Origin of the sequence: Agrobacterium vitis (genome assembly GCF_013426735.1) — a bacterium.
GTDB classification, from domain to species: Bacteria; Pseudomonadota; Alphaproteobacteria; order Rhizobiales; family Rhizobiaceae; genus Allorhizobium; species Allorhizobium vitis_D.
This window is the reverse complement of record NZ_AP023273.1, coordinates 714,747-734,002: the sequence shown is the minus strand read 5'-3', so window position 1 is coordinate 734,002 and position 19,256 is coordinate 714,747. Positions and strand designations below refer to the sequence as shown.

The following is a 19,256-nucleotide window of genomic DNA, read 5'->3' as shown; positions in this document are numbered from 1 at the left end:
GCGATGGCATGCATTTTGACAATGCATGCCATCTTGTCATTCAACCCAATAGATCAGAACGGATAATGCTGGTTCGGATCTTCGATGGTGATCCAGCGCAGGTCGGTGAATTCGTTGATCGCCGCCTTGCCGCCAAACCGTCCGTAGCCGGAGTTTTTCACCCCACCAAACGGCATTTGTGCCTCATCTGCGAGAGTTGGGCCATTGATATGGCAAATGCCGGCTTCGATACGGGCCGCAATCGCCAGGGCGCGTTGGATATCGCGGCTGAAAATCGCCGAGGACAGGCCGTATTCGCTGTCATTGGCGATGCGGATGGCCTCTTCCTCGTCCTTGACCCGGATGACCGGCTTGACCGGGCCGAAGCTTTCCTCATCGAAACTGCGCATTCCAGCCTTGACGTGGTCGAGAAGCGTTGCTTCCACCACGCTGCCCGTGACCTTGCCGCCAGCGGCGAGGGTTGCGCCCTTGCCGACGGCATCATCGATGAATTCCTGCATTTTGACGGCGGCCTGAGGATTGACCAGCGAGCCCAGTACAACATGGCCGCGCGGATCGCCAGCGGGAAGCGAGGCTGCCCGGGCGGCCAGCTTTTCTACGAATTCGTCGGCAACCTTTTCATGGACAATCAACCGCTCCGTGGACATGCAGATCTGGCCCATGTTCATGTAGCAGCCAAACACCGCCGCATTGACGGCAGCGTCGATATCGGCATCTTCGAGCACCAGAAAGGGTGCTTTTCCACCCAGTTCAAGCAGGGCGGGCTTCAGGTGGCGACCACACAACTCGCCGATAATGCGTCCGACCTTGGTGGAACCGGTGAAATTGACGCGGCGAACTTCCGGTGCGCTGACCAGCGCCTCCACCACCTGGGCAGCATCTTCGGGCGCATTGGTGATGACATTGATGACGCCATCCGGCAGGCCTGCTTCAACAAGCACCTGGCCGATCAGGACATGGACGCCGGGGCAGGCTTCGGATGCCTTCAGGATGACGCTGTTGCCGCAGGCAATTGCCATGGCAATGGCGCGTGTGCCCAGAATGATCGGTGCGTTCCAGGGCGCAATGCCAAGGCAGACGCCTGCTGCCTGGCGCACCGCCATGGACAATGTACCGGGCTTGTCGGAAGGGATGACTTCGCCCTGGATCTGGCTGGTCATGCTGGCGGCTTCCCGCAGCACACCAGCGGCAAGCATGGTATTGAAACCGGCCCAGGGACCGGTTGCACCCGTCTCCGTGATCATCAGCGCGGTGAAGTCTGCCGCTTTTGAGGCCATGATGTCGGCGGCTTTCAGCAGCAGTGCCCGCCTTTCGCCGGGGCCGGTGCGTGACCAGGCGGGAAAGGCCGCCTGGGCTGCGGTAATCGCTGCCTTGACATCGTCCAGGCCGGAGGCCGGGGCGCGGGAAGCAATCTCGCCATTGAATGGATCGATCCGGTCGAAGGTCTTGCCCGACAAGGCTCCGACTTTCTTGCCACCAATGATTTGCTGAATTTCGTGCATATCTTCTTCCTCCACTTGTGTGCGACCCCTGTCGCAGTCTTTGTTGGTAAGCTCGCTTCATTTTGCGGGAGTTGTGCGTTCAGATCGGATAATCCGCCGGGCCTGAGGCAAGGCTCACCCACCGCAATTCGGTAAATTCGTCCAGTGCCGCCTCGCCTCCAAACCGGCCATAGCCAGAGGCCTTTACGCCTCCAAACGGCATGGACGGATCGTCGGCCACGGTAGCGCAGTTGATATGGAGAATGCCGGTTTCCACCCGCCGTGCGACGTCGAGGGCGCGGTGCAGGTCGCGGCAGAATACTGCGCCGGATAAGCCGTAATCGCAATCATTGGCAGCGGTCACGGCCTCGTCGGCGTCTGTGACGCGAATAATCGACACGACCGGTCCGAAACTTTCTTCACGATAGAGCCGCATGCCGGGCAGGACATGATCGACAACAGTCGCATCCATCAACGTGTCGTGAACGCGTCCGCCTGCCAGAACATGCGCGCCCCTGGCAACGGCATCATCGATCATGCCGGCAATTCTCCGGCCGGATTCTACCGAGATCAATGAACCGAGCGGTGTCAGGCCAAGTGCCGGATCACCGGCCTTGACCGTTTTCGCTTTGCTGACGAACAGCGACAGAAAATCATCGGCGATGGCATCGACCAGAATGATCCGCTCGGTGGACATGCAGATCTGTCCCTGATTGAAAAAAGCCCCAAACGCTGCGGCGCGGGCGGCCTGTTCGAGGTCGGCATCATCGAGCACGATCAGCGGCGCTTTGCCGCCAAGTTCCAACAGGCAGCGTTTTAAATGGCGGGCGGCGACTTGCGAAACAATCCTGCCGACCCGGGTCGAGCCGGTGAAATTGACCCGGCGAACAACGGGATGGGCAATCAGGGTTTCGACAATCGCCGCTGCATCGGCAGGCGCATTGGAAATGATATTCAAAACGCCATCGGGCAGACCGGCTTGCTGAAGCAGATCGCCCAGCAACCGCTGCGTGGCGGGCGCCAATTCCGAGCTTTTCAATATCACGCAATTTCCGCAGGCCAGTGCCAAGGCAATCGAACGGACAGCAAGCAGGATTGGTGCGTTCCAAGGCGAGATGGCAAGGCAGACGCCAGCCGGTTGGCGCAATGAAAAGGACGTTCCAACGATCAAATCATCCGGGCAAATCGATCCCGGCACATGCACGGCCATGGCAGCGGCGTCCTGGAAGATCTTTGCCCCATAGGTGATGTTGAATCGGCACCAATCACGGGTGGCCCCCGTTTCGGCCATCATTGTCCGGGTGAAAACCTCGGTCGCTTCGATCAGGAGGATGGCTGCCTGTTCCAGAATAGTCTGGCGCATGGCGCAAGGCGATGCTGACCAGCCTGGGAAGGCAGCAGCAGCAGCAAGTGCTGCGTTTTCGGCATCCGCAAGACTTGCGGCGGCAGCGACAGTGACGATGTGCGAGGTCAGGGGATTGGCTCTTGTAAAGATCCTGTCTCCTTGCGCGTCGATGGACTTTCCTCCGATCAGCAGGGAGGCTGCAAAAGGCGTGGGAGTGCCACTTGCCATATCCATCCAGTCCAGACTGGAATTTCCAGGTGTTGCGGACCGTTCCATGGCCATATGCAATGCCTCCTCCCAAAGGCGTGTCCCCGACAGCGTTTTCACCATTGATCCGAAACCGCCTGTTTCAGGCTGTTTTTCTGGAATTCTTCATGGTGAGAAAATCCGTCAGACATGTATTGCGGCCAACTCTAACGATTTGCACAGAAAGAAGAATGTAGATATCTGGGTTCTTATTGTCGTTTTCTGGTCAATTGCCACAATTTGGAGATTGTGTCTATGGTGGAGGAATACGCGCTGATGCGGCGGGCCTGGGGCCAGAGCCTGGAGCCGACGCTTTCACAACGCATCATCGGTATTGGCAACCATCCCTATCGTTGGTTTACCCATCTGGTCTTCATTCGGCTGGGTACGGTCAGGCTTGGTACCGGTGACACTGCGGGCGTGCTGCAGGGCCCGTGCCTGCTGCTGCTACCGTCTTCGGAACTGGCAAGGTTGCGCCTTTCTGCTGGCTCATGCGGCCATGTTATCGGCGCGGCCATGGATATTATCGGCGATGCCATCGGCGATTATCCGGAATCCCAGCCTATTAGACTGTTCATCGCAACGACAACGATCATGACAGGGCTTTTGCCGCAGCAGGCAAGCGGACTGGAACAGCACATGCGGGGCCTCATCGACGAATTGAACCGGGATGGACAACCTTCGCATATGGTGGTGTCAGCCTATCTTCGGCTGCTGATCAATTGGGCCTGGCGCCACACCATGCCTTCCGGACCAGCTGCATCGCTGTCTTCCGGGGGTGCTGCACCAATCCTGCATCAATTCCGTCAATTGGTGGAGGCGGACTACCGGCATCACCGGCCCGTTGCCGATTATGCCGCTCGCCTGGGGATCTCGACCGACCGTTTGCATGCGCTTTGCCGCAAACATCTCGGCCGCGCGCCCATTGAGCTTGTGCATGAGCGGTTGGCGCAGGAGGGCCGTATCCGGCTGGAGCGCTCCGATAGCAGCGCACGCGACATTTCAGAAGCACTCGGGTTTCGGGATCCGGCGCATTTCAGCCATTTTTTCAAACGGAAAACCGGCCTTTCCCCGGCAGCCTACCGGCGCATGGTCCGGCAATCATCGGCAAATCCCGGCCTCGGGACCAATATGGACTATCATGACTGGCCCTGACTTCAGCGGTGTTGGGTGGCTTGCTTGTATTGCATCTGGAGAGCATTTCAGCGTTTAACGGAAACGCTGAAATGCTCTATATTCTTGTTGTCGTTTGTGTTTCGGGAAAGCGGGTTCTACTTTTCCCTCAAAAAACTTCAGCGCCCATGTTCCTTGCGCCAAGCCTCGTATTTCTGCTGATGTTCGTCCTTCGTGCAGGGATAAAGGCCGATAATCACCGCTCCGGCCTTGACCTGTTCCAGGACGAAATCCTCGTAGCTTTCCATATCGGTGCATTCGTCGGCCAGTTCGTCCGCCAGATGGGCGGGAATGACCATGACGCCATCACGGTCGCCAACAAGCACATCGCCGGGAAATACCGCGACATCGCCACAGGAGATCGGCACGTTGATATCGATGGCTTCATGCAGCGTCAGATTGGTCGGTGCCGATGGTTTTGCGTAATAGGCGGGCATGTCGAGAGCGCCAATCCCTTCCGCATCACGAAAACCGCCATCGGAAACGACGCCGGCTGCCCCACGTAGAGCCAGACGGGTGATCAGGATCGAGCCGGCGGTGGCCGCACGGGCGTCCTTGCGCGCATCCATCACCAGGACATGGCCGGGAGGGCAGATTTCCATGGCGACACGCTGCGGATGCTTTTGGTCTCGGAACACGGTGATCGGATTGCGGTCCTCGCGCGCCACAATATAGCGCAGTGTAAACGCCTGGCCGACCATGGTTACGGCCTTTGGCGCCACCGGCACGACGCCTTGAATGAACTGGTTGCGCAGGCCGCGTTTGAACAGCGCGGTGGCAATCGATGCGGTGGAGATCTTCTTGTATTTGGCGCGGGTCGCGTCGCTCAGCACATAGTCTGTCATTGTCGTTCCTTCTTTGCCTAATAGATATCCGGTTCACCGGCTGATTTGCCGAAGCTGGTTTCAAGAAAATCGAAATCGCAGCCCTTGTCGGCCTGCGTCACATGCCGGGAGAACATCCAGCCATAGCCGCGTTGGAAATGCGGTTCCGGCGCCGTCCATGCGGCCTTGCGGCGGGCAAGTTCCGCGTCATCGACCAGCATGTCCAGACTGCGATTGGGAAGATCCAGCCGGACGATGTCACCGGTCCGCAACAACGCTAGCGGCCCGCCGATATAGCTTTCGGGCGAGACATGCAGCACGCAGGCGCCGTAGGATGTGCCGGACATCCGGGCATCCGAAATCCGCAGCATGTCGCGGTGGCCCTGTTTGATCAGCGCCTTGGGGATCGGCAGCATGCCCCATTCAGGAAAGCCCGGCCCCCCCAGCGGCCCGGCATTGCGCAACACCAGAACATGATCGGGGGTCACGTCGAGATGTTCGTCGTCGATGGCTTTCTTCATCTCGGGATAGCTGTCGAACACCAATGCCGGGCCTTGGTGGACGTGAAATTTCGGATCGCAAGCCGCCGGCTTGATGACCGCGCCGGTAGGGCAGAGATTGCCCCGCAACACGGCGAGCGAGCCTTGGTGATAGACCGGATTGGACAGCGGCCGGATGACGTCGTCGTTATAAACCTCTGCGCCCTCGAGATTTTCGCCCATTGTTTTCCCGGTAACGGTCATGGCTGAAAGGTCAAGCCGCTCTTCGAGCTGTTTCATCAAGGCGCGCAGGCCGCCCGCATAGAAGAAATCCTCCATCAGGTAATCCTTGCCGGATGGGCGGACATTGGCGATCAAAGGTGTGACGCGGCCCAGCGCGTCGAGGTCGTCGAGGGTGAGATCGACACCGGCCCGGCGGGCCATGGCAATCAGGTGAACGACGGCATTGGTGGAACAGCCGGTGGCCATGGCGACGATAGCGGCGTTGCGGCAGGCGGCGTCGGTGATGATCAGGTCCGGTGTCAGGTCTTCCCAGACCATCTCGACGATGCGGCGGCCACAGGAGGCCGACATGCGCTGGTGATTGGCATCGACCGCGGGGATCGAGGAGGCGCCCGGCAGGGTGAGGCCCATGGCATCGGCGATTGCCGTCATGGTCGCGGCTGTGCCCATGGTCATACAGGTGCCAGCGGAGCGGGCGATGCCGCCCTGAATGCCGAGCCATTCCGCGTCGGAAATATGTCCGGCGCGCCGCTCGTCCCAATATTTCCAGGCATCCGAACCGGAACCCAGGATCTTGCCGGCATAATTGCCGCGCAGCATCGGGCCGGCTGGCAGGTAAATCATCGGCACGCCAGCCGAAATCGCGCCCATCACCAGGCCGGGGGTGGTTTTGTCGCAACCGCCCATCAGCACCACGCCGTCAAGGGGATGCGAGCGGATCATTTCCTCCGTCTCCATCGCCAGCATGTTGCGGTAGAGCATGGAGGTTGGCTTGGTGAAGCTTTCATCAACGGATAGCGACGGCATCTGGACCGGAAAGCCACCGGCCTGGGTGACGCCGCGCTTCACGTCCTGCACCCTCTCCTTGAAATGGGCGTGACAGGTGTTGAGTTCGGACCATGTGTCGAGGATGCCGATCACCGGCTTGTCGCGGAAATCCTCTTCCGCGTAGCCGAGTTGCATCATGCGGGACCGGTGACCGAAACTGCGCAGATCGTCGGGGGCGAACCAGCGGGCGCTGCGCAGCGTTTCAGGGGTTTTCTTGCTTGTCATGGAACTGACCTTCTGCGGGGGCGAAAGCGAAATACGGCAACGCTATTCCTTCATGCCCCATTTCTGGATGGTGTGGCGCTCGATCGTCTGGAAGACCAGGTTTTCGACAATCAGGCCAATAATGATGACGGTCAGCAGGCCTGCAAACACCGCAGGAATATCCAGCAGGTTGCGGTTTTCAAAGATGAACCAGCCAAGGCCGCCCTGTCCCGAGGAGACGCCGAACACCAGTTCGGCAGCAATCAGCGTGCGCCAGGCAAAGGCCCAGCCGATTTTCAGGCCGGTGAGGATCGAAGGAAAGGCCGCCGGAACGAGGATGCGCAGCACATAGGAAATGCCGGTCAGTCCGTAATTGGCGCCGACCATGCGCAAGGTGCGCGATACGCCAAGAAAGCCGGAATGCGTGTTGAGCGCCACGGCCCACAGGACCGAGTGAACCAGCACGAAGACCAGGCTGGAGGCACCGAGCCCAAACCAGATCAACGCCAAGGGCAGCAGGGAAATGGCTGGCAGCGGGTTGAACATCGCTGTCATGGTTTCCAGAAAATCGGTGCCGATGCGGGTGTTGATGGCAAGCACCGTCAGCAGCGCGGCAAGCACAGTGCCGACAGTATAGCCCATGAACAGGACTTGCAGCGTCGTCCAGATACGGGCGGGCAGGGTGCCGTCGGCAAAGCGGTCGGTCAGCGTCACCAATGTGTCGCTCAAGGTGGGAAAAAGCAGTGGATTGTCGAGAAAGGAGGCATAGACCTGCCAGATGATTGCCAGAACCACGATCAACAGCGTCTTGCGTAAGGCGCTGATGCCCCACAGCGTTTCAAAGACGCTCAGTTTCTGTTCGACCGGCTTGATATTGTCATAGGGCTTGGCCGCTGCGACATCGGCGGCAAGGATGATGTTGGGGGACAGCATGGTTCTATTCCTTGTGACCGGGTTCGTTGGAGAACAGCAGGTTATGGATATCGCGCTCCAAAGCTGCGGCGCTGCCATCCGCCTGGCTCACCTTGTCGACATCGACGACCTCGGCCTTCACGCGCCCCGGATGCGGTGACAGCAGCAGGATGCGGTTGGAAATCTTGATCGCTTCAGCAATCGAATGGGTGACGAAGATCACGGTGAATTTGGTGTCTTCCCAAAGCTGAAGCAATTCGTCCTGCATCTGCCGCCGTGTCAGCGCGTCGAGTGCGGCGAAAGGCTCGTCCATCAACAGGATATCCGGCTGCATGGCCATGCCGCGTGCAATCGCCACGCGCTGCTTCATGCCACCCGACAGCGTGTGCGGGTAGCTGTTGACGGCCCGGGTCAGTTTGACCTTGTCGATATAATGGCGGGCCAGCGCCTCCGCTTCGGTTCGCGGCATTTTACGGGCGACGAGAAGCGGGAACATCACGTTTTCCAGCACGGTCTTCCAGGGCATCAACTGATCAAACTCCTGGAACACCATCATTCGGTCCGGTCCTGGGGCTTTCACCTGACGGCCATTGATATGGATCGTTCCGGAAACCGGTGTCATATAACCGCCAACGGCTTTCAGCAGCGTGGACTTGCCACAGCCGGACGGGCCAAGCAGCACGAAGCGGTCGGATTCCCGCACATCGAAACTGACATCTTCGGTGGCGGTAATCAGCAGATTTGGCGTTTTGTAACGCAGCGTGACGCGATCAACGGAAAGAAGCGGCGCTTTTTCGGGGACCGGTGCGAGGCGCTCGGCAGCAGCAGTTGCCTGCATCATGATAGTCACTCCCTACAGTCTGTCAGATCTTTACTGAACCGGGCAGGCTCTCGATCTCTGTGGTGTCGGTTGTCTTTCGGGAAGGTTGAACTCAACGTCTTCCTGCATATCCAAGGCCCGGGAAACTCAATCCCTCACAAGCCTAAGGAAAGTGCAGCGGCAGGCGATGCCGCTGCATGCGCAACGAGGCTCAATTCCCGTTAAGATAGGCGCTGTCGGGCAGATAATAGTCGGTCCAGGCCTTCGGCATGGATTTGAGTGTGCCGACTTTATGAAGATGTTCGGCAAATTTCATCGTGCCTTGCGGATCGGTGCGCCACTCGTCCATGCCCGGCTCCTTCATCATGGCCATCAGGTCATCAAGGCTGGTCTTGTCACCGGACACGGTTTTGTAAGCTTCAAGTGCAGCCTTCGGATCTTTCTTGATAAAAGTGATGGCTTCTTCCGTTGCGACCCGCAATGCCTTGACCAGTTTCGGATTTGCCTCGGCAAAACTGGTCGTGGTGAAGAAGGTCGCCTGGGTCAGTGCTCCCCCGATGATTTCGCGGGAATCCGTGACCTTATGAACGCCCGGCTGCTTCAACTCGACATATTGGAAGGGGGGCGCGGAAAAGTGGTTCTTGACCTCATGTTGCGAATTGGCGATCGCCGCCACAGCATCGGGATGGCCAAGCTGCACGGTGTTCTTGTCGAACTTCTTGACCTGATCGTCGCCATAGAGCTTCGCTGCCGCCATTTGCAACAGGATCGCCTGGGTCGAGACGCCGACGGTCGGCACGGCGATCTTATCGCCATCCTGGATATCCTTCAGCGTCTTGATGCGCGGGTCGTTGGACACCATGATTACCGGCTGGGCCGAACTGGTGATGATCCCCTTCACCTTGCCGCGGGTGCGATCCCATAGAAGCAGAAGATTGCCGGTGCCGGTATTGACGACATCGACATTGCCGGCCAGCAGCGCATCGGTCTGCGCGCCGCCACCGCTGAAGGTGCGCCACTCGACGGTAATGCCTTGAAGACCTTCGGCTGCCGCTTGTTTTTCGATAAGCTTCTGGGTCTCCATTACATGGCTTGCGAGGTAAAGAATCCCAGGCTGGCGGGTGATGGACAGGGTGGTTTTCTCCTCTGCCTGGCTTGGACAGGCCAATCCCAAAGCAAGGGCAATGGCGGTCACTCCGCCGATAAAGAAACGCATGATTTTCCTCCCAAGGATGCAGATTGAACGCTTTGCAGCCGGAAACAGGATCGCTTCATCATGCTCGCCCTTTGTTGCGCATCAGATGTTGCGAAAGCCGGTTCCCATTTTCAAGTCGATGGTTGACGCTTGCCGCTCTCTCCCAAAGCGGACAAATGCATTGAAGCACTAAAACATCAGTGCATCAACCCCGAATATGTGCTCTAATGTTTTTAACGGCTACAAGTATGGATGGATGCATGAACGGAACGATCAGGGGCGGACAGTTGGACCGCTCGCGACAGGTGGCATTGCAGGTTCATGAAATTCTGCGCGACAGGATCCTGAAGGTGCAATTGGTGCCGGGCACGATCTTGTCGCGTGCCTCATTGCAACTGGAATTCGGAGTGAGCCAGACACCGGTGCGCGATGCGCTGATGCGCTTGCAGGAAGAGGACATTGTCGAAGTCTATCCGCAATATGCAACGGTCGTTGCCAAGATCGATATCGATCACGCCAGACAGGCGCAGTTCCTTCGGCTGTCGATCGAACTCGAAGCAGTCCGGCGCCTGACTGATGAGGCGCCAGGCGAGACCGCCAAGGAGTTGGGCGCCATCCTGGCCCGTCAAAAAGAAGTGGCCACGCAGGAGACCTATGACACTTTTGATAGCATAGACCGCGAGTTTCACCGTAAACTTTATGAGAAAAGCGGGATTCTCCAGCTGTGGGCAAATGTGCGACGACAAAGCGTCCATCTCGACCGGCTGCGGCGTCTCAACCTGCCAATGCCCGGCAAGATGCAGACCGTACTCGAGGATCATGAAGCGATTGTCGCAGCCATTGCATCCGGTAATCCCGAGGCTGCGGCCTCGGCGCTCAGAAAACACCTGTCGGGTACGCTTTCGATCATCGATCTCATCAGCGCGGAATACCCGGATTATATTCGCAAGTGAACGTTGAGCTGTATTCGTCTCAGTCGTTTGCCAACGTCCAGCCGGTGCTTCACGCTTGGCTGGGCGCTTGACGTCGTCGCTGACCTTTTTGCCAACACTGATAAAATACCCTCGTCGCCTCTACGGCGCCCTGCGTTTTATAAAACGCACAAACGGCGCTGTAACGCTTTCAATCTGCTGCATTTCGCGATCTGTACGCTGATTGACGGGAGCCGACCGCCCTGATGTCTGCGGCGACGATATGCAGTCTATAGGCGTTAAATTTGAAGCCTCAGCTCATTGTTACATGGCATCTGTAACCTCTCGTGACTTTTGCAGGCGGTGGTGAAAGCCCATTAGTCAGGCATTAAAACAGGCGACAGCGTTGTTTCGGTGAGGATTGAGAAGAACGCATGTCGTCATGCAGGGAGAGAGTCTATGAATTTGGCATCTGCGCCTCGGCATGAGGAAAGCGCCCGGCAACCTTACGCTGCTGTGTCTGTTGGCCCAAGCGAGGCAGGACAGATCATGCGCGACAAAGTGCTGGCGCTGGTGCCTTTGATCCGACGCGAAGCCGAAGCCGGTGAGAAATTGGGTGCAATGACGCCTGCGGTCGTTAACGCGCTGAATGAAGTCGGATTTTTCAAAATCACCTTGCCACGCGAATATGGTGGTTATGGATTTGGCGCCCGTGACATTGCCGAGGTTGTCGGTGCAGCGGCGACCGGTGATGGATCGACAGCATGGTCAGGCTTTGTCTCGGTTGGCCTCAGAAACGCATTTGTTTTTGATGAGCAAACTGTTTCCGAGTTGATGGCGGATGCCGGCTCCTGGGTGGGGCCTCTCATGGTTGGCGCATCGGTGTTTTCGCAGATTGTCGGCGATGCAAGACTGGTCGATGGCGGTTTTATGGTCCGCGGCAAGTGGAGCTTCGGCAGCGGGTGCAAACACGCGAAATGGGCCTTTGTCGGAATCCAGTGGGAGGAGGGGGGCGTTCCCCATCGGGGGATCGCACTGCTTTCCCGTGACCAGTATGAAATTGTCGACGACTGGCACGTCATGGGTCTTCAGGGTACATCGAGCAACAGTATCACTGCCCTCGATGAAGTGTTTGTACCCACGCGCCGCACGATGGCTTCGGCCGAAATGCCGATCCGCCTCGCGAAAATCCGCAACCGGTTTGAGGGGGTCGGCTACCAGACCGGTGCCTTTGGAATGATGTTGACAGTCACCATTTCCAACGTGGCGATCACGCTTGGTATGGCAAAAGGGTGTTTGCAGGAATTTTCCCAACAGGCAAATGCCCGCAAACCGTTCAACCTTCCTTATGACACTGTCGCGGAAACGCCTTCGACCCAGGTTGTTGCCGGACGGGTGAACGCAATGATCAATGCAGCGGAAACACTGATCCATGGTGTGGCCGACGAGGTGGACAGGCGTGCAGCTTCCGGTCTCGATTTCGAGCCGCGTGAAGAGGCTTTGAATACCATGAACTTGGTATTCGCTGCCCGCCTGTGCGCCGATGCGATCGATATGATGCAAATCTGCCTCGGTTCTTCGACGGTCACATTGAAGAATCCCATTCAGCGGTTTGCGCGTGACGCACGGGTTCTTATCTCGCACGGGGCTATCCGTCAGGATCCGGCCGCCGAAATCGCTGGCCGGCACGTGCTGGGCCTGCCGCCCTTCAAGATGTTCGCGGGCGGTCTTCCACAAAAATAACAGCGAGTCTCTGTCAGGTTCAGAGTGAACCAAAAAAGCTCTCGCTTCTGTTGTTTTCGTTTGTTTTTCGGGAAAACGGCTTTCCAATTTCCGAAGGCAAAATCTAGAAACGCTGCGCATCGGCTGATCGTAGCGCAGTGCTGTGTCCACAGTCCAAGGAGAATACTCAGTTGTCCATTTCTTCAAATAATCGCTCTTCGGATTACGATATCGATCCGATTTTCCTGGATCGCTGGTCTCCTCGGGCGCTTGATCCCCAGGCAATGTCAGAGGAAGATCTGATGACGATTTTGGAGGCGGCTCGTTGGGCGCCGTCCTCATTCAATGCCCAGCCATGGAGATTCATTTACGCGCAGCGCGATACGCCGGAATGGCAGAATATTTTCGGTCTGCTCGCGCCAATGAACCAGGCGTGGGCATCGCGTGCTTCGGTATTGGTGGTGATTGTTTCGGCAAATACAGCGATCATGCCGATGCAGACTGAGCCGGTTCCCTCTTACAGCCATTCCTTCGACGCTGGCGCTGCCTGGGCCTATCTCGCACTGCAATCGACGCGCCTCGGCTGGTATGCGCATGGCATGGCTGGGTTTGATGTTCCACGCAGCTACGAAGTGCTTGGGGTCCCGGAGAGCTTTCGGGTTGAAGCCGTCATCGCGATTGGCAGGATCGGGGACAAGAGCTTGTTGCCGCCGCCCCTGCAGGAGCGCGAGCAGCCAAACGGGCGTCGTCCGCTCCAGGAGTCGGCTATGAAAGGACGTTTCATCGGCTGAAAGGTTTGCCTCTCTGTCGAGTGACATAGGCGCAGCAGCACAGGCATTGGTGAACTGCTGCGCATTTAAATTTTTTACCAATCCACCCTCAAATGACATCGATTGGGGTATGCTATGAGCGACGATCGCGCCGCTGCCAACAAACGCCTGGTGCTCGACTTCTTCCGCTGTGTCTTCGAGGCGCGCAACCCGGATGCCGCACGCGATTTCGTTACCGAGGATTATATCCAGCACACCGACCAGCTTCCGAGTGGCCTAGCCGCGCTGGAAGCGTTTGTTCGCACCATTTTTCCTGACGGCCCGGTGCCGACGCCTCCACAACTCCAACATCCGCCGGAATTTATCGTCGCGGAAGGCGACATGGTGGTTCTTTCGGCCGTCATGCCTCAGCCCGATCCCGAGCACCCCGGTGAGATGTGTCTGCGGTATGTTTTCAACGCGTTCCGCATCTCCAATGGAAAGCTTGCCGAGCATTGGGGAAGCGCCGGTAAGGTGTATCGATCCGCGTAACGCCTCGATCCTATCGTTTCTACCAGTTGGTCACGATGCACTGGTTTCTCACTGGGGGCACGTTACATCGCCATGCGTTTTGTAAAACGCATGGCGATGTAACACTTTAAATCTGCTAGATAATTTTCTCCTTAAATCGATTCCGATCTAAGGAATTATGGAGTGGCATGTCTGCTCATGGCGTATAGATTTCCTATCTCGCGTATAAAAAACAACACATATGTGTCTTGCAATCGGCAAGATTTTGTAGCAGTAATTTTTCTGCATCGGACTCGTTTTGACGAGTGGCTTCTCCGGGCGCCTATCCCCCGGCCACAGTTAACTCACGAACGTCATTTCAGGCGTCATGAGCTATCCGTTGATTAAACCCATGAAAATGAAAATTTCTTGATATCTGTTGGGATCGATAGCCGTCTCCACACAGCGGCTTGATCATGTCTAACATTATCAGTCTCCACTGATCAGCCCGTATATGGGTTTTCAGTTCGATGACGCATGTTTTCAGGGTACGACGACGCATTTCAGGATATTGAATGTCTTCGTTTTTCACTCGTTTCATGTCCCACCACATCAAGGTGGGCAACCTCATTGTCATCTCCTGCGATGGTCAACATACGCGTATCGGAGACGAAAGCGGCAAGCCGATCGTTATCCGTTTCGCAGACCGTGCAACCCAACGGTCCATTATGTTCAATCCCGAGCTCGCGCTTGGCGAAGCCTTTATGGATGGCAAGTTGGGCATTGAGCAAGGCACCATCTATGAACTGCTTGAACTGGTATTTCAGAACACGGGCGTGGATCGCCTGACGGGCATCCCTCGATTTATGCGGCGTTTCACACGCTTGAAACGGCGTATGCAGCAGTATAATCCGGTCGGGCGATCAAAGCGTAACGTGGCGCACCATTACGACCTCAATGGCTCGCTCTATCGGTTATTTCTCGATTCCGACAGTCAGTATTCCTGTGCTTATTTCGAGGGGCGGGGCAGTTCGCTGGAAGAAGCACAGCTTGCCAAAAAACGGCATCTGGCTGCCAAGCTGCTGATCGAGCCGGAGCATCGTATTCTTGATATCGGATCAGGATGGGGCGGACTTGGGCTCTATCTGTCGGAGATGACCCAGGCGGACGTCACCGGCGTTACGTTGTCGCAACATCAGCATGCAATTTCCAATGGTCGTGCCAAGGACATTGCATCGTCGCGTCGGCCTCGATTTTTGCTGCAAGATTATCGGGATATCAAACAACAATTCGACCGGATTGTTTCCGTCGGCATGTTTGAACATGTCGGGATTGGTCATTTCGATGAATTTTTTGCAAAAATACGGGCTTTGCTCAAGCCTGACGGGTTGATGCTGCTGCATTCCATCGGCGTGTTCGATGGTCCCTCTCATGCCAATCCCTGGATACAGAAATACATTTTTCCAGGCGGCTACATTCCATCTCTTTCAGAAGTGCTGGCGGCAATCGAACGGCAGGGGCTGGTGGTCTGCGATATCGAGATATTGCGCCTTCACTATGCCGAGACCTTGAAAGCTTGGCGCGAGCGGTTCCTAGCCCGGCGGGACGAAGCGGTGGCCCTTTATGACGAGCGGTTCGCCCGCATGTGGGAATTCTATCTGGCGTCATCGGAGACCGCATTTCGGTATCAGGGGATGATGGTTTTTCAAATTCAGCTGGCGCGCGATCAGTCCGCGGCTCCTCTGCGGCGCGATTATATTCATGCTGCCGAAAACCGCCTGCGGGAGCTGGAGATCTGCAAGCCCGTTCCCTTAAGCCGTGTCGCCGAATAGGCGCGGGCATTCATCCATTCATCGTTACACCTGCAGGGCATTCAGCGCTTTGCTCAAGATTGGCCGAAATATATGGCGGTCAGGAGAAATATCATTGTCTAGCAATAGTTTACATCAAGCTCGAACAGAGTGGTTCGGCAATATCAAAGGCGATGCGCTGGCTGGCCTCGTCGTGGCCCTGGCGCTCATTCCAGAAGCCATCGCCTTTTCCATCATCGCTGGCGTCGATCCCAAGGTTGGCCTTTATGCATCCTTCTCCATTTCGGTGCTGATCGCGTTCGTGGGTGGCAGGCCCGGGATGATTTCTGCCGCCACCGCCGCCACCGCCGTGTTGATGATCACGCTGGCCAAAACCCATGGCGTGGAATATCTGCTGGCCGCCACCATATTGGCCGGCATCATCCAGATTTTTGCCGGTCTGCTGAAACTCGGCCGCCTGATGCGTTTCGTGTCCAAGTCCGTCATGACGGGCTTTGTCAATGCATTGGCAATATTGATCTTTATGGCCCAGCTGCCGGAGCTGATCCATGTCCCCGCACCGACCTATGTGCTGGTGGCGGCGGGTTTGGCGATCATATATCTATTTCCTTATGTGACGAAGGCCATTCCGTCGCCTCTTGTCTGTATTGTCGTGTTGACGGCGGTTTCGATCTATTTCGGATTGGACATTCGAACTGTCAGCGACATGGGTGAGTTGCCCTCGACATTGCCGGTCCTGCTCCTTCCCAATATCCCTCTGAATGTTGAAACGTTTCTGATCATTCTGCCCTATTCCGCCGCAGTTGCCGTTGTCGGCCTGCTTGAAACGCTGATGACCGCTGCGATTGTCGATGAATTGACGGATACGCCGAGCAACAAGAACCGCGAATGTATCGGCCAGGGAATTGCCAATACGATAACCGGGTTTTTTGGGGGCATGGCAGGCTGCGCGATGATCGGCCAGTCGATGATCAATGTGAAATCCGGTGGGCGCGGCAGATTGTCGAGTTTGTGCGCCGGTGTTTTCCTGCTGTTCATGATTCTCGTGCTTGGGCAATGGGTGCGTCAAATTCCCATGGCCGCCCTTGTGGCGATCATGATTATGGTTTCCATCGGCACCTTTTCCTGGTCATCGATCCGCAATTTGAAGGATCACCCGCGCTCGTCCTCTTTCGTGATGATCGCCACGGTGATCGGCGTTGTCGCCACCCATAATCTGGCCATTGGTGTCCTGGTCGGTGTGCTGTTGTCAGCCGTTTTCTTTGCCTGGAAAATCGCCCAGATATTCCAGATCACCTCGATCCTCTCACCGGATGGCAAAACGCGGACTTATAAGGTCGAAGGTCAAATCTTCTTCGCCTCCGTCGAGGATTTCAACCAGGCATTCGAATTCAAGGAAGCGCTGGAAAACGTCATCATCGATGTATCCCGCGCCCATATCTGGGACATATCCAGTGTCGCGGCATTGGATATGATCGTGCTGAAATTCCGCAGAGAGGGAGCCGAGGTTTCTATCCTCGGACTGAACCGGGCAAGCGAGACGATCGTTGACAAGCTCGCAATTCACGACAAGCCCGGCGCCATGGAGCGCCTTATGGGCCATTGAGGGAGACAATCATGATCAAGATCATAGGACTGATAGACGGTTCGATATATGCCCAGAGCGTCTGCGATCATATCGCATGGATTGCTGGCCGATCCGAGGTGTCCGTGGACATTCTGCACGTCATTGGCCGTCGAGACCTTTCCACGGAACCGGTCAATCTCAGCGGCAATATCGGCTTGGGCGCCCGAACGGCGCTTTTGGCGGAACTGGCGGAACTGGACGCGCAAAAAGCAAGAACGACCCAACACCGTGGACGGCTTTTGCTGGAAGAGGCAAAGGCGCGTCTTCAAGCCGTGGGCATCAATAGCGTCAACACTATGCTGCGCAATGGCGATCTGGCTGAAACCCTGCAAGAGCTGGAGGAAAGCGCCGACCTCATCGTGATCGGCAAGCGTGGTGAAGGCGCCGATTTTGCGCAATTGCACCTTGGCTCAAACCTCGAACGGGTGGTCCGCTCCAGTCACAAGATGATCGCCATCGCATCACGTGCCTTCAAGCCGATCCGTAAAGTGCTGATCGCCTATGATGGCGGCGCGATGGCGATGAAAGCGGTTGACTATATATCAGGGAATCCGATGTTTGCCGGGCTCTCTATCAAACTGGTAACGGTGGGGGACGATACGCCGGAAGCCCATCAAGCCCTTGTTGAAGGTAAGCGTAGGTTTACGGATGCGGATGTGCCGGTTGAGACCGCCATTGTTGCAGGGCAACCGGATAAGGCGATTTCTGATATTGTCGAGCGTGAGGCATACGACCTGCTCATGATGGGCGCCTATAGCCATTCCAGGCTGCGCGCACTTTTCCTCGGGTCAACGACAACGGAAATGATCCGGGCCTGCAAAGTGCCTGTGTTGATTTTCCGCTGATCTCGAAGCGAACACTCTTTTCTGTGCGTTTTTTAAAACGCACAGCGCTGTAATGTAACATGCAGGAACTCTGGCTAGCGCCATTGTCCTTGTTTGAAGTCCAGAATGATCAAAAACTATTGGGAATTTTTCAGTCGCAATTGGCAGCATTTGACATTTGGCGCAATGCTTCTGGCCATTTCGAGCTTCGGCCAAACCTATTTCATTTCGATCTCGGGGGCGCATTTTCGAGACGCTTTTCGTTTAAGCGACGGTGGCTTGGGCACTGTCTATGCAATAGGCACGTTTTTAAGCGCCTTGACACTCACCTGGGCTGGGCGCCTGATCGACTACACAACGGTTAGAGCGTTCAGTTGGGCGGTGGCCGTTCTGCTGGCTTGCGCATGTGGATTGGTGTCGTTCAGCCCCAATGTCTATGTGCTCCTACTTGCGTTCTACCTCCTGCGCCTGGGCGGCCAGGGCTTGATGGTTCATACGGCGCTGACTGCAACAGCCCGCACGTTTCCAGCAGATGCGGGTAAAGCGCTCGGCATTATCGCTCTGGGCATGTCTGTCGCGCAGGCTACTTTTCCACTGGCCGGAGTGACGATGAACGACACGTTCGGTTGGCGTGCATCCTGGGCTATCAACGCGCTCTTTGTCATCGCCGGTGTCGGCGTAGCACTCGCGGTCTTGCCAAGGGCGGGTGATCGGCCTTTGCGTCAGCGCAGGCCCAAAGGACAGGCCTCAACCGAGCCCAGGCGGGCATCCTTGTTGCTCGACCGACGGCTCCTCATGACCCTGCCAGCTGTTCTGGCAAGCCCCTTCATCGTTACAGGCTTCTTCTTCCATCAAGGCCGCCTGGCCGAGCAGAAGCATTGGGACATCACATGGCTCGCTGCCGGATTTGTGGTCTTTGCCATTGTACAGGCGGTCTCGGTCGTGGTGATTGGTCCCGTCATCGACCGTTTTGGGACGAAGCGAATTCTGCCTTATTTTCTCTTGCCACAAGCCATTGGAATGCTTGCGCTGGGATTGCTTTCATCGTCATGGGTTGCGCTGGTCTATATGGTTCTGATGGGCATATCCTCCGCCTTCGGGTCGACGCTTGCCACCGCCCTTTGGGTCGAGCTTTTTGGAGCCACTGAGTTGGCACGCGTGCGCTCTGCGGTCGAAGCCGGATCCGTTATAGCAAGCGGTGCTTCACCTGTGATCATGGGATTGCTGATTGATGCCGGCTTTCCTTTGTCATGGCAGGCGCTGGCGTGCTGTGTATACACAGTGCTGGCCTCCATTATCGCAATCGGCGTGCAGCGTGTGAAAGTCTGATCGAAAGGGTTTTTATATCGTCG

16 protein-coding genes and 1 other annotated feature are annotated in these 19,256 nt (G+C 56.7%); of the genes, 9 read left to right on the top strand and 7 right to left on the bottom strand.

What is annotated here, in order from left to right; genetic code table 11:
- Positions 1-53: 53 nt before the first annotated feature.
- A complete protein-coding gene (locus tag H1Y61_RS20490) occupies positions 54-1,502 on the bottom strand; it encodes an aldehyde dehydrogenase (RefSeq protein WP_180574633.1) in 1,449 nt (482 codons plus the stop codon).
- 79 nt (positions 1,503-1,581) lie between these two features.
- Positions 1,582-3,054 carry an aldehyde dehydrogenase family protein gene (locus tag H1Y61_RS20485; RefSeq protein ID WP_180575236.1) on the bottom strand — a complete coding sequence of 491 codons (1,473 nt, stop codon included), beginning with the start codon at positions 3,052-3,054 and terminating at the stop codon, positions 1,582-1,584.
- Between the two features lie 273 nt (positions 3,055-3,327).
- Between H1Y61_RS20485 and H1Y61_RS20480 the strand changes: the two genes are divergently transcribed.
- Positions 3,328-4,227, top strand: coding sequence for a helix-turn-helix transcriptional regulator (locus H1Y61_RS20480; RefSeq protein ID WP_174112211.1), 900 nt, complete (start codon positions 3,328-3,330; stop codon positions 4,225-4,227).
- Between the two features lie 137 nt (positions 4,228-4,364).
- Here H1Y61_RS20480 and H1Y61_RS20475 read toward each other — a convergent pair whose 3' ends face one another.
- From H1Y61_RS20475 to H1Y61_RS20455, 5 genes are all read right to left on the bottom strand, one after another.
- A complete protein-coding gene (locus H1Y61_RS20475; RefSeq protein WP_180574632.1) occupies positions 4,365-5,090 on the bottom strand; it encodes a ribonuclease activity regulator RraA in 726 nt (241 codons plus the stop codon).
- A gap of 17 nt (positions 5,091-5,107) precedes the next feature.
- Positions 5,108-6,844 (bottom strand): L-arabinonate dehydratase, encoded by a 1,737-nt coding sequence (gene araD / locus H1Y61_RS20470; RefSeq protein WP_180574631.1) that lies wholly within the window; start codon positions 6,842-6,844, stop codon positions 5,108-5,110.
- Positions 6,845-6,886: 42 nt separating this feature from the next.
- Entirely contained in the window at positions 6,887-7,756 is an 870-nt protein-coding gene (locus tag H1Y61_RS20465; RefSeq protein WP_012653492.1) for an ABC transporter permease, read from the bottom strand.
- Positions 7,757-7,760: 4 nt separating this feature from the next.
- A complete protein-coding gene (locus H1Y61_RS20460; RefSeq protein ID WP_180574630.1) occupies positions 7,761-8,576 on the bottom strand; it encodes an ABC transporter ATP-binding protein in 816 nt (271 codons plus the stop codon).
- A gap of 190 nt (positions 8,577-8,766) precedes the next feature.
- Complete coding sequence (locus tag H1Y61_RS20455; protein ID WP_180574629.1) at positions 8,767-9,771, bottom strand: ABC transporter substrate-binding protein; 1,005 nt, start codon at positions 9,769-9,771, stop codon at positions 8,767-8,769.
- A gap of 227 nt (positions 9,772-9,998) precedes the next feature.
- Between H1Y61_RS20455 and H1Y61_RS20450 the strand changes: the two genes are divergently transcribed.
- The 8 genes from H1Y61_RS20450 (at position 9,999) to H1Y61_RS20415 (ending at position 19,233) form a co-directional block, all read left to right on the top strand.
- Positions 9,999-10,703 (top strand): GntR family transcriptional regulator, encoded by a 705-nt coding sequence (locus H1Y61_RS20450; protein ID WP_180574628.1) that lies wholly within the window; start codon positions 9,999-10,001, stop codon positions 10,701-10,703.
- 519 nt (positions 10,704-11,222) lie between these two features.
- On the top strand, positions 11,223-12,404 hold the full coding sequence (locus tag H1Y61_RS20445) for an acyl-CoA dehydrogenase family protein (RefSeq protein WP_234616585.1): 1,182 nt from the start codon (positions 11,223-11,225) through the stop codon (positions 12,402-12,404).
- Between the two features lie 170 nt (positions 12,405-12,574).
- Positions 12,575-13,174, top strand: a complete 600-nt coding sequence (locus H1Y61_RS20440; protein ID WP_180574627.1) for a nitroreductase family protein — start codon at positions 12,575-12,577, stop codon at positions 13,172-13,174.
- 114 nt (positions 13,175-13,288) lie between these two features.
- Positions 13,289-13,684 carry a nuclear transport factor 2 family protein gene (locus H1Y61_RS20435; RefSeq protein WP_174112216.1) on the top strand — a complete coding sequence of 132 codons (396 nt, stop codon included), beginning with the start codon at positions 13,289-13,291 and terminating at the stop codon, positions 13,682-13,684.
- Positions 13,685-13,949: 265 nt separating this feature from the next.
- Positions 13,950-14,002, top strand: a sequence feature (sul1 is cis-regulatory element that is thought to sense ions involved in sulfur or methionine metabolism; They are found in Alphaproteobacteria).
- Between the two features lie 215 nt (positions 14,003-14,217).
- Positions 14,218-15,474 carry an SAM-dependent methyltransferase gene (locus H1Y61_RS20430; protein ID WP_180574626.1) on the top strand — a complete coding sequence of 419 codons (1,257 nt, stop codon included), beginning with the start codon at positions 14,218-14,220 and terminating at the stop codon, positions 15,472-15,474.
- A 94-nt stretch (positions 15,475-15,568) separates the two neighbouring features.
- Positions 15,569-17,059: a SulP family inorganic anion transporter gene (locus H1Y61_RS20425; protein WP_180574625.1), complete on the top strand. Its 1,491-nt coding sequence runs from the start codon at positions 15,569-15,571 to the stop codon at positions 17,057-17,059.
- An 11-nt stretch (positions 17,060-17,070) separates the two neighbouring features.
- Complete coding sequence (locus tag H1Y61_RS20420) at positions 17,071-17,925, top strand: universal stress protein (RefSeq protein ID WP_180574624.1); 855 nt, start codon at positions 17,071-17,073, stop codon at positions 17,923-17,925.
- A 105-nt stretch (positions 17,926-18,030) separates the two neighbouring features.
- Positions 18,031-19,233, top strand: coding sequence for an MFS transporter (locus tag H1Y61_RS20415; protein WP_180574623.1), 1,203 nt, complete (start codon positions 18,031-18,033; stop codon positions 19,231-19,233).
- The last annotated feature ends 23 nt before the right edge of the window (positions 19,234-19,256 follow it).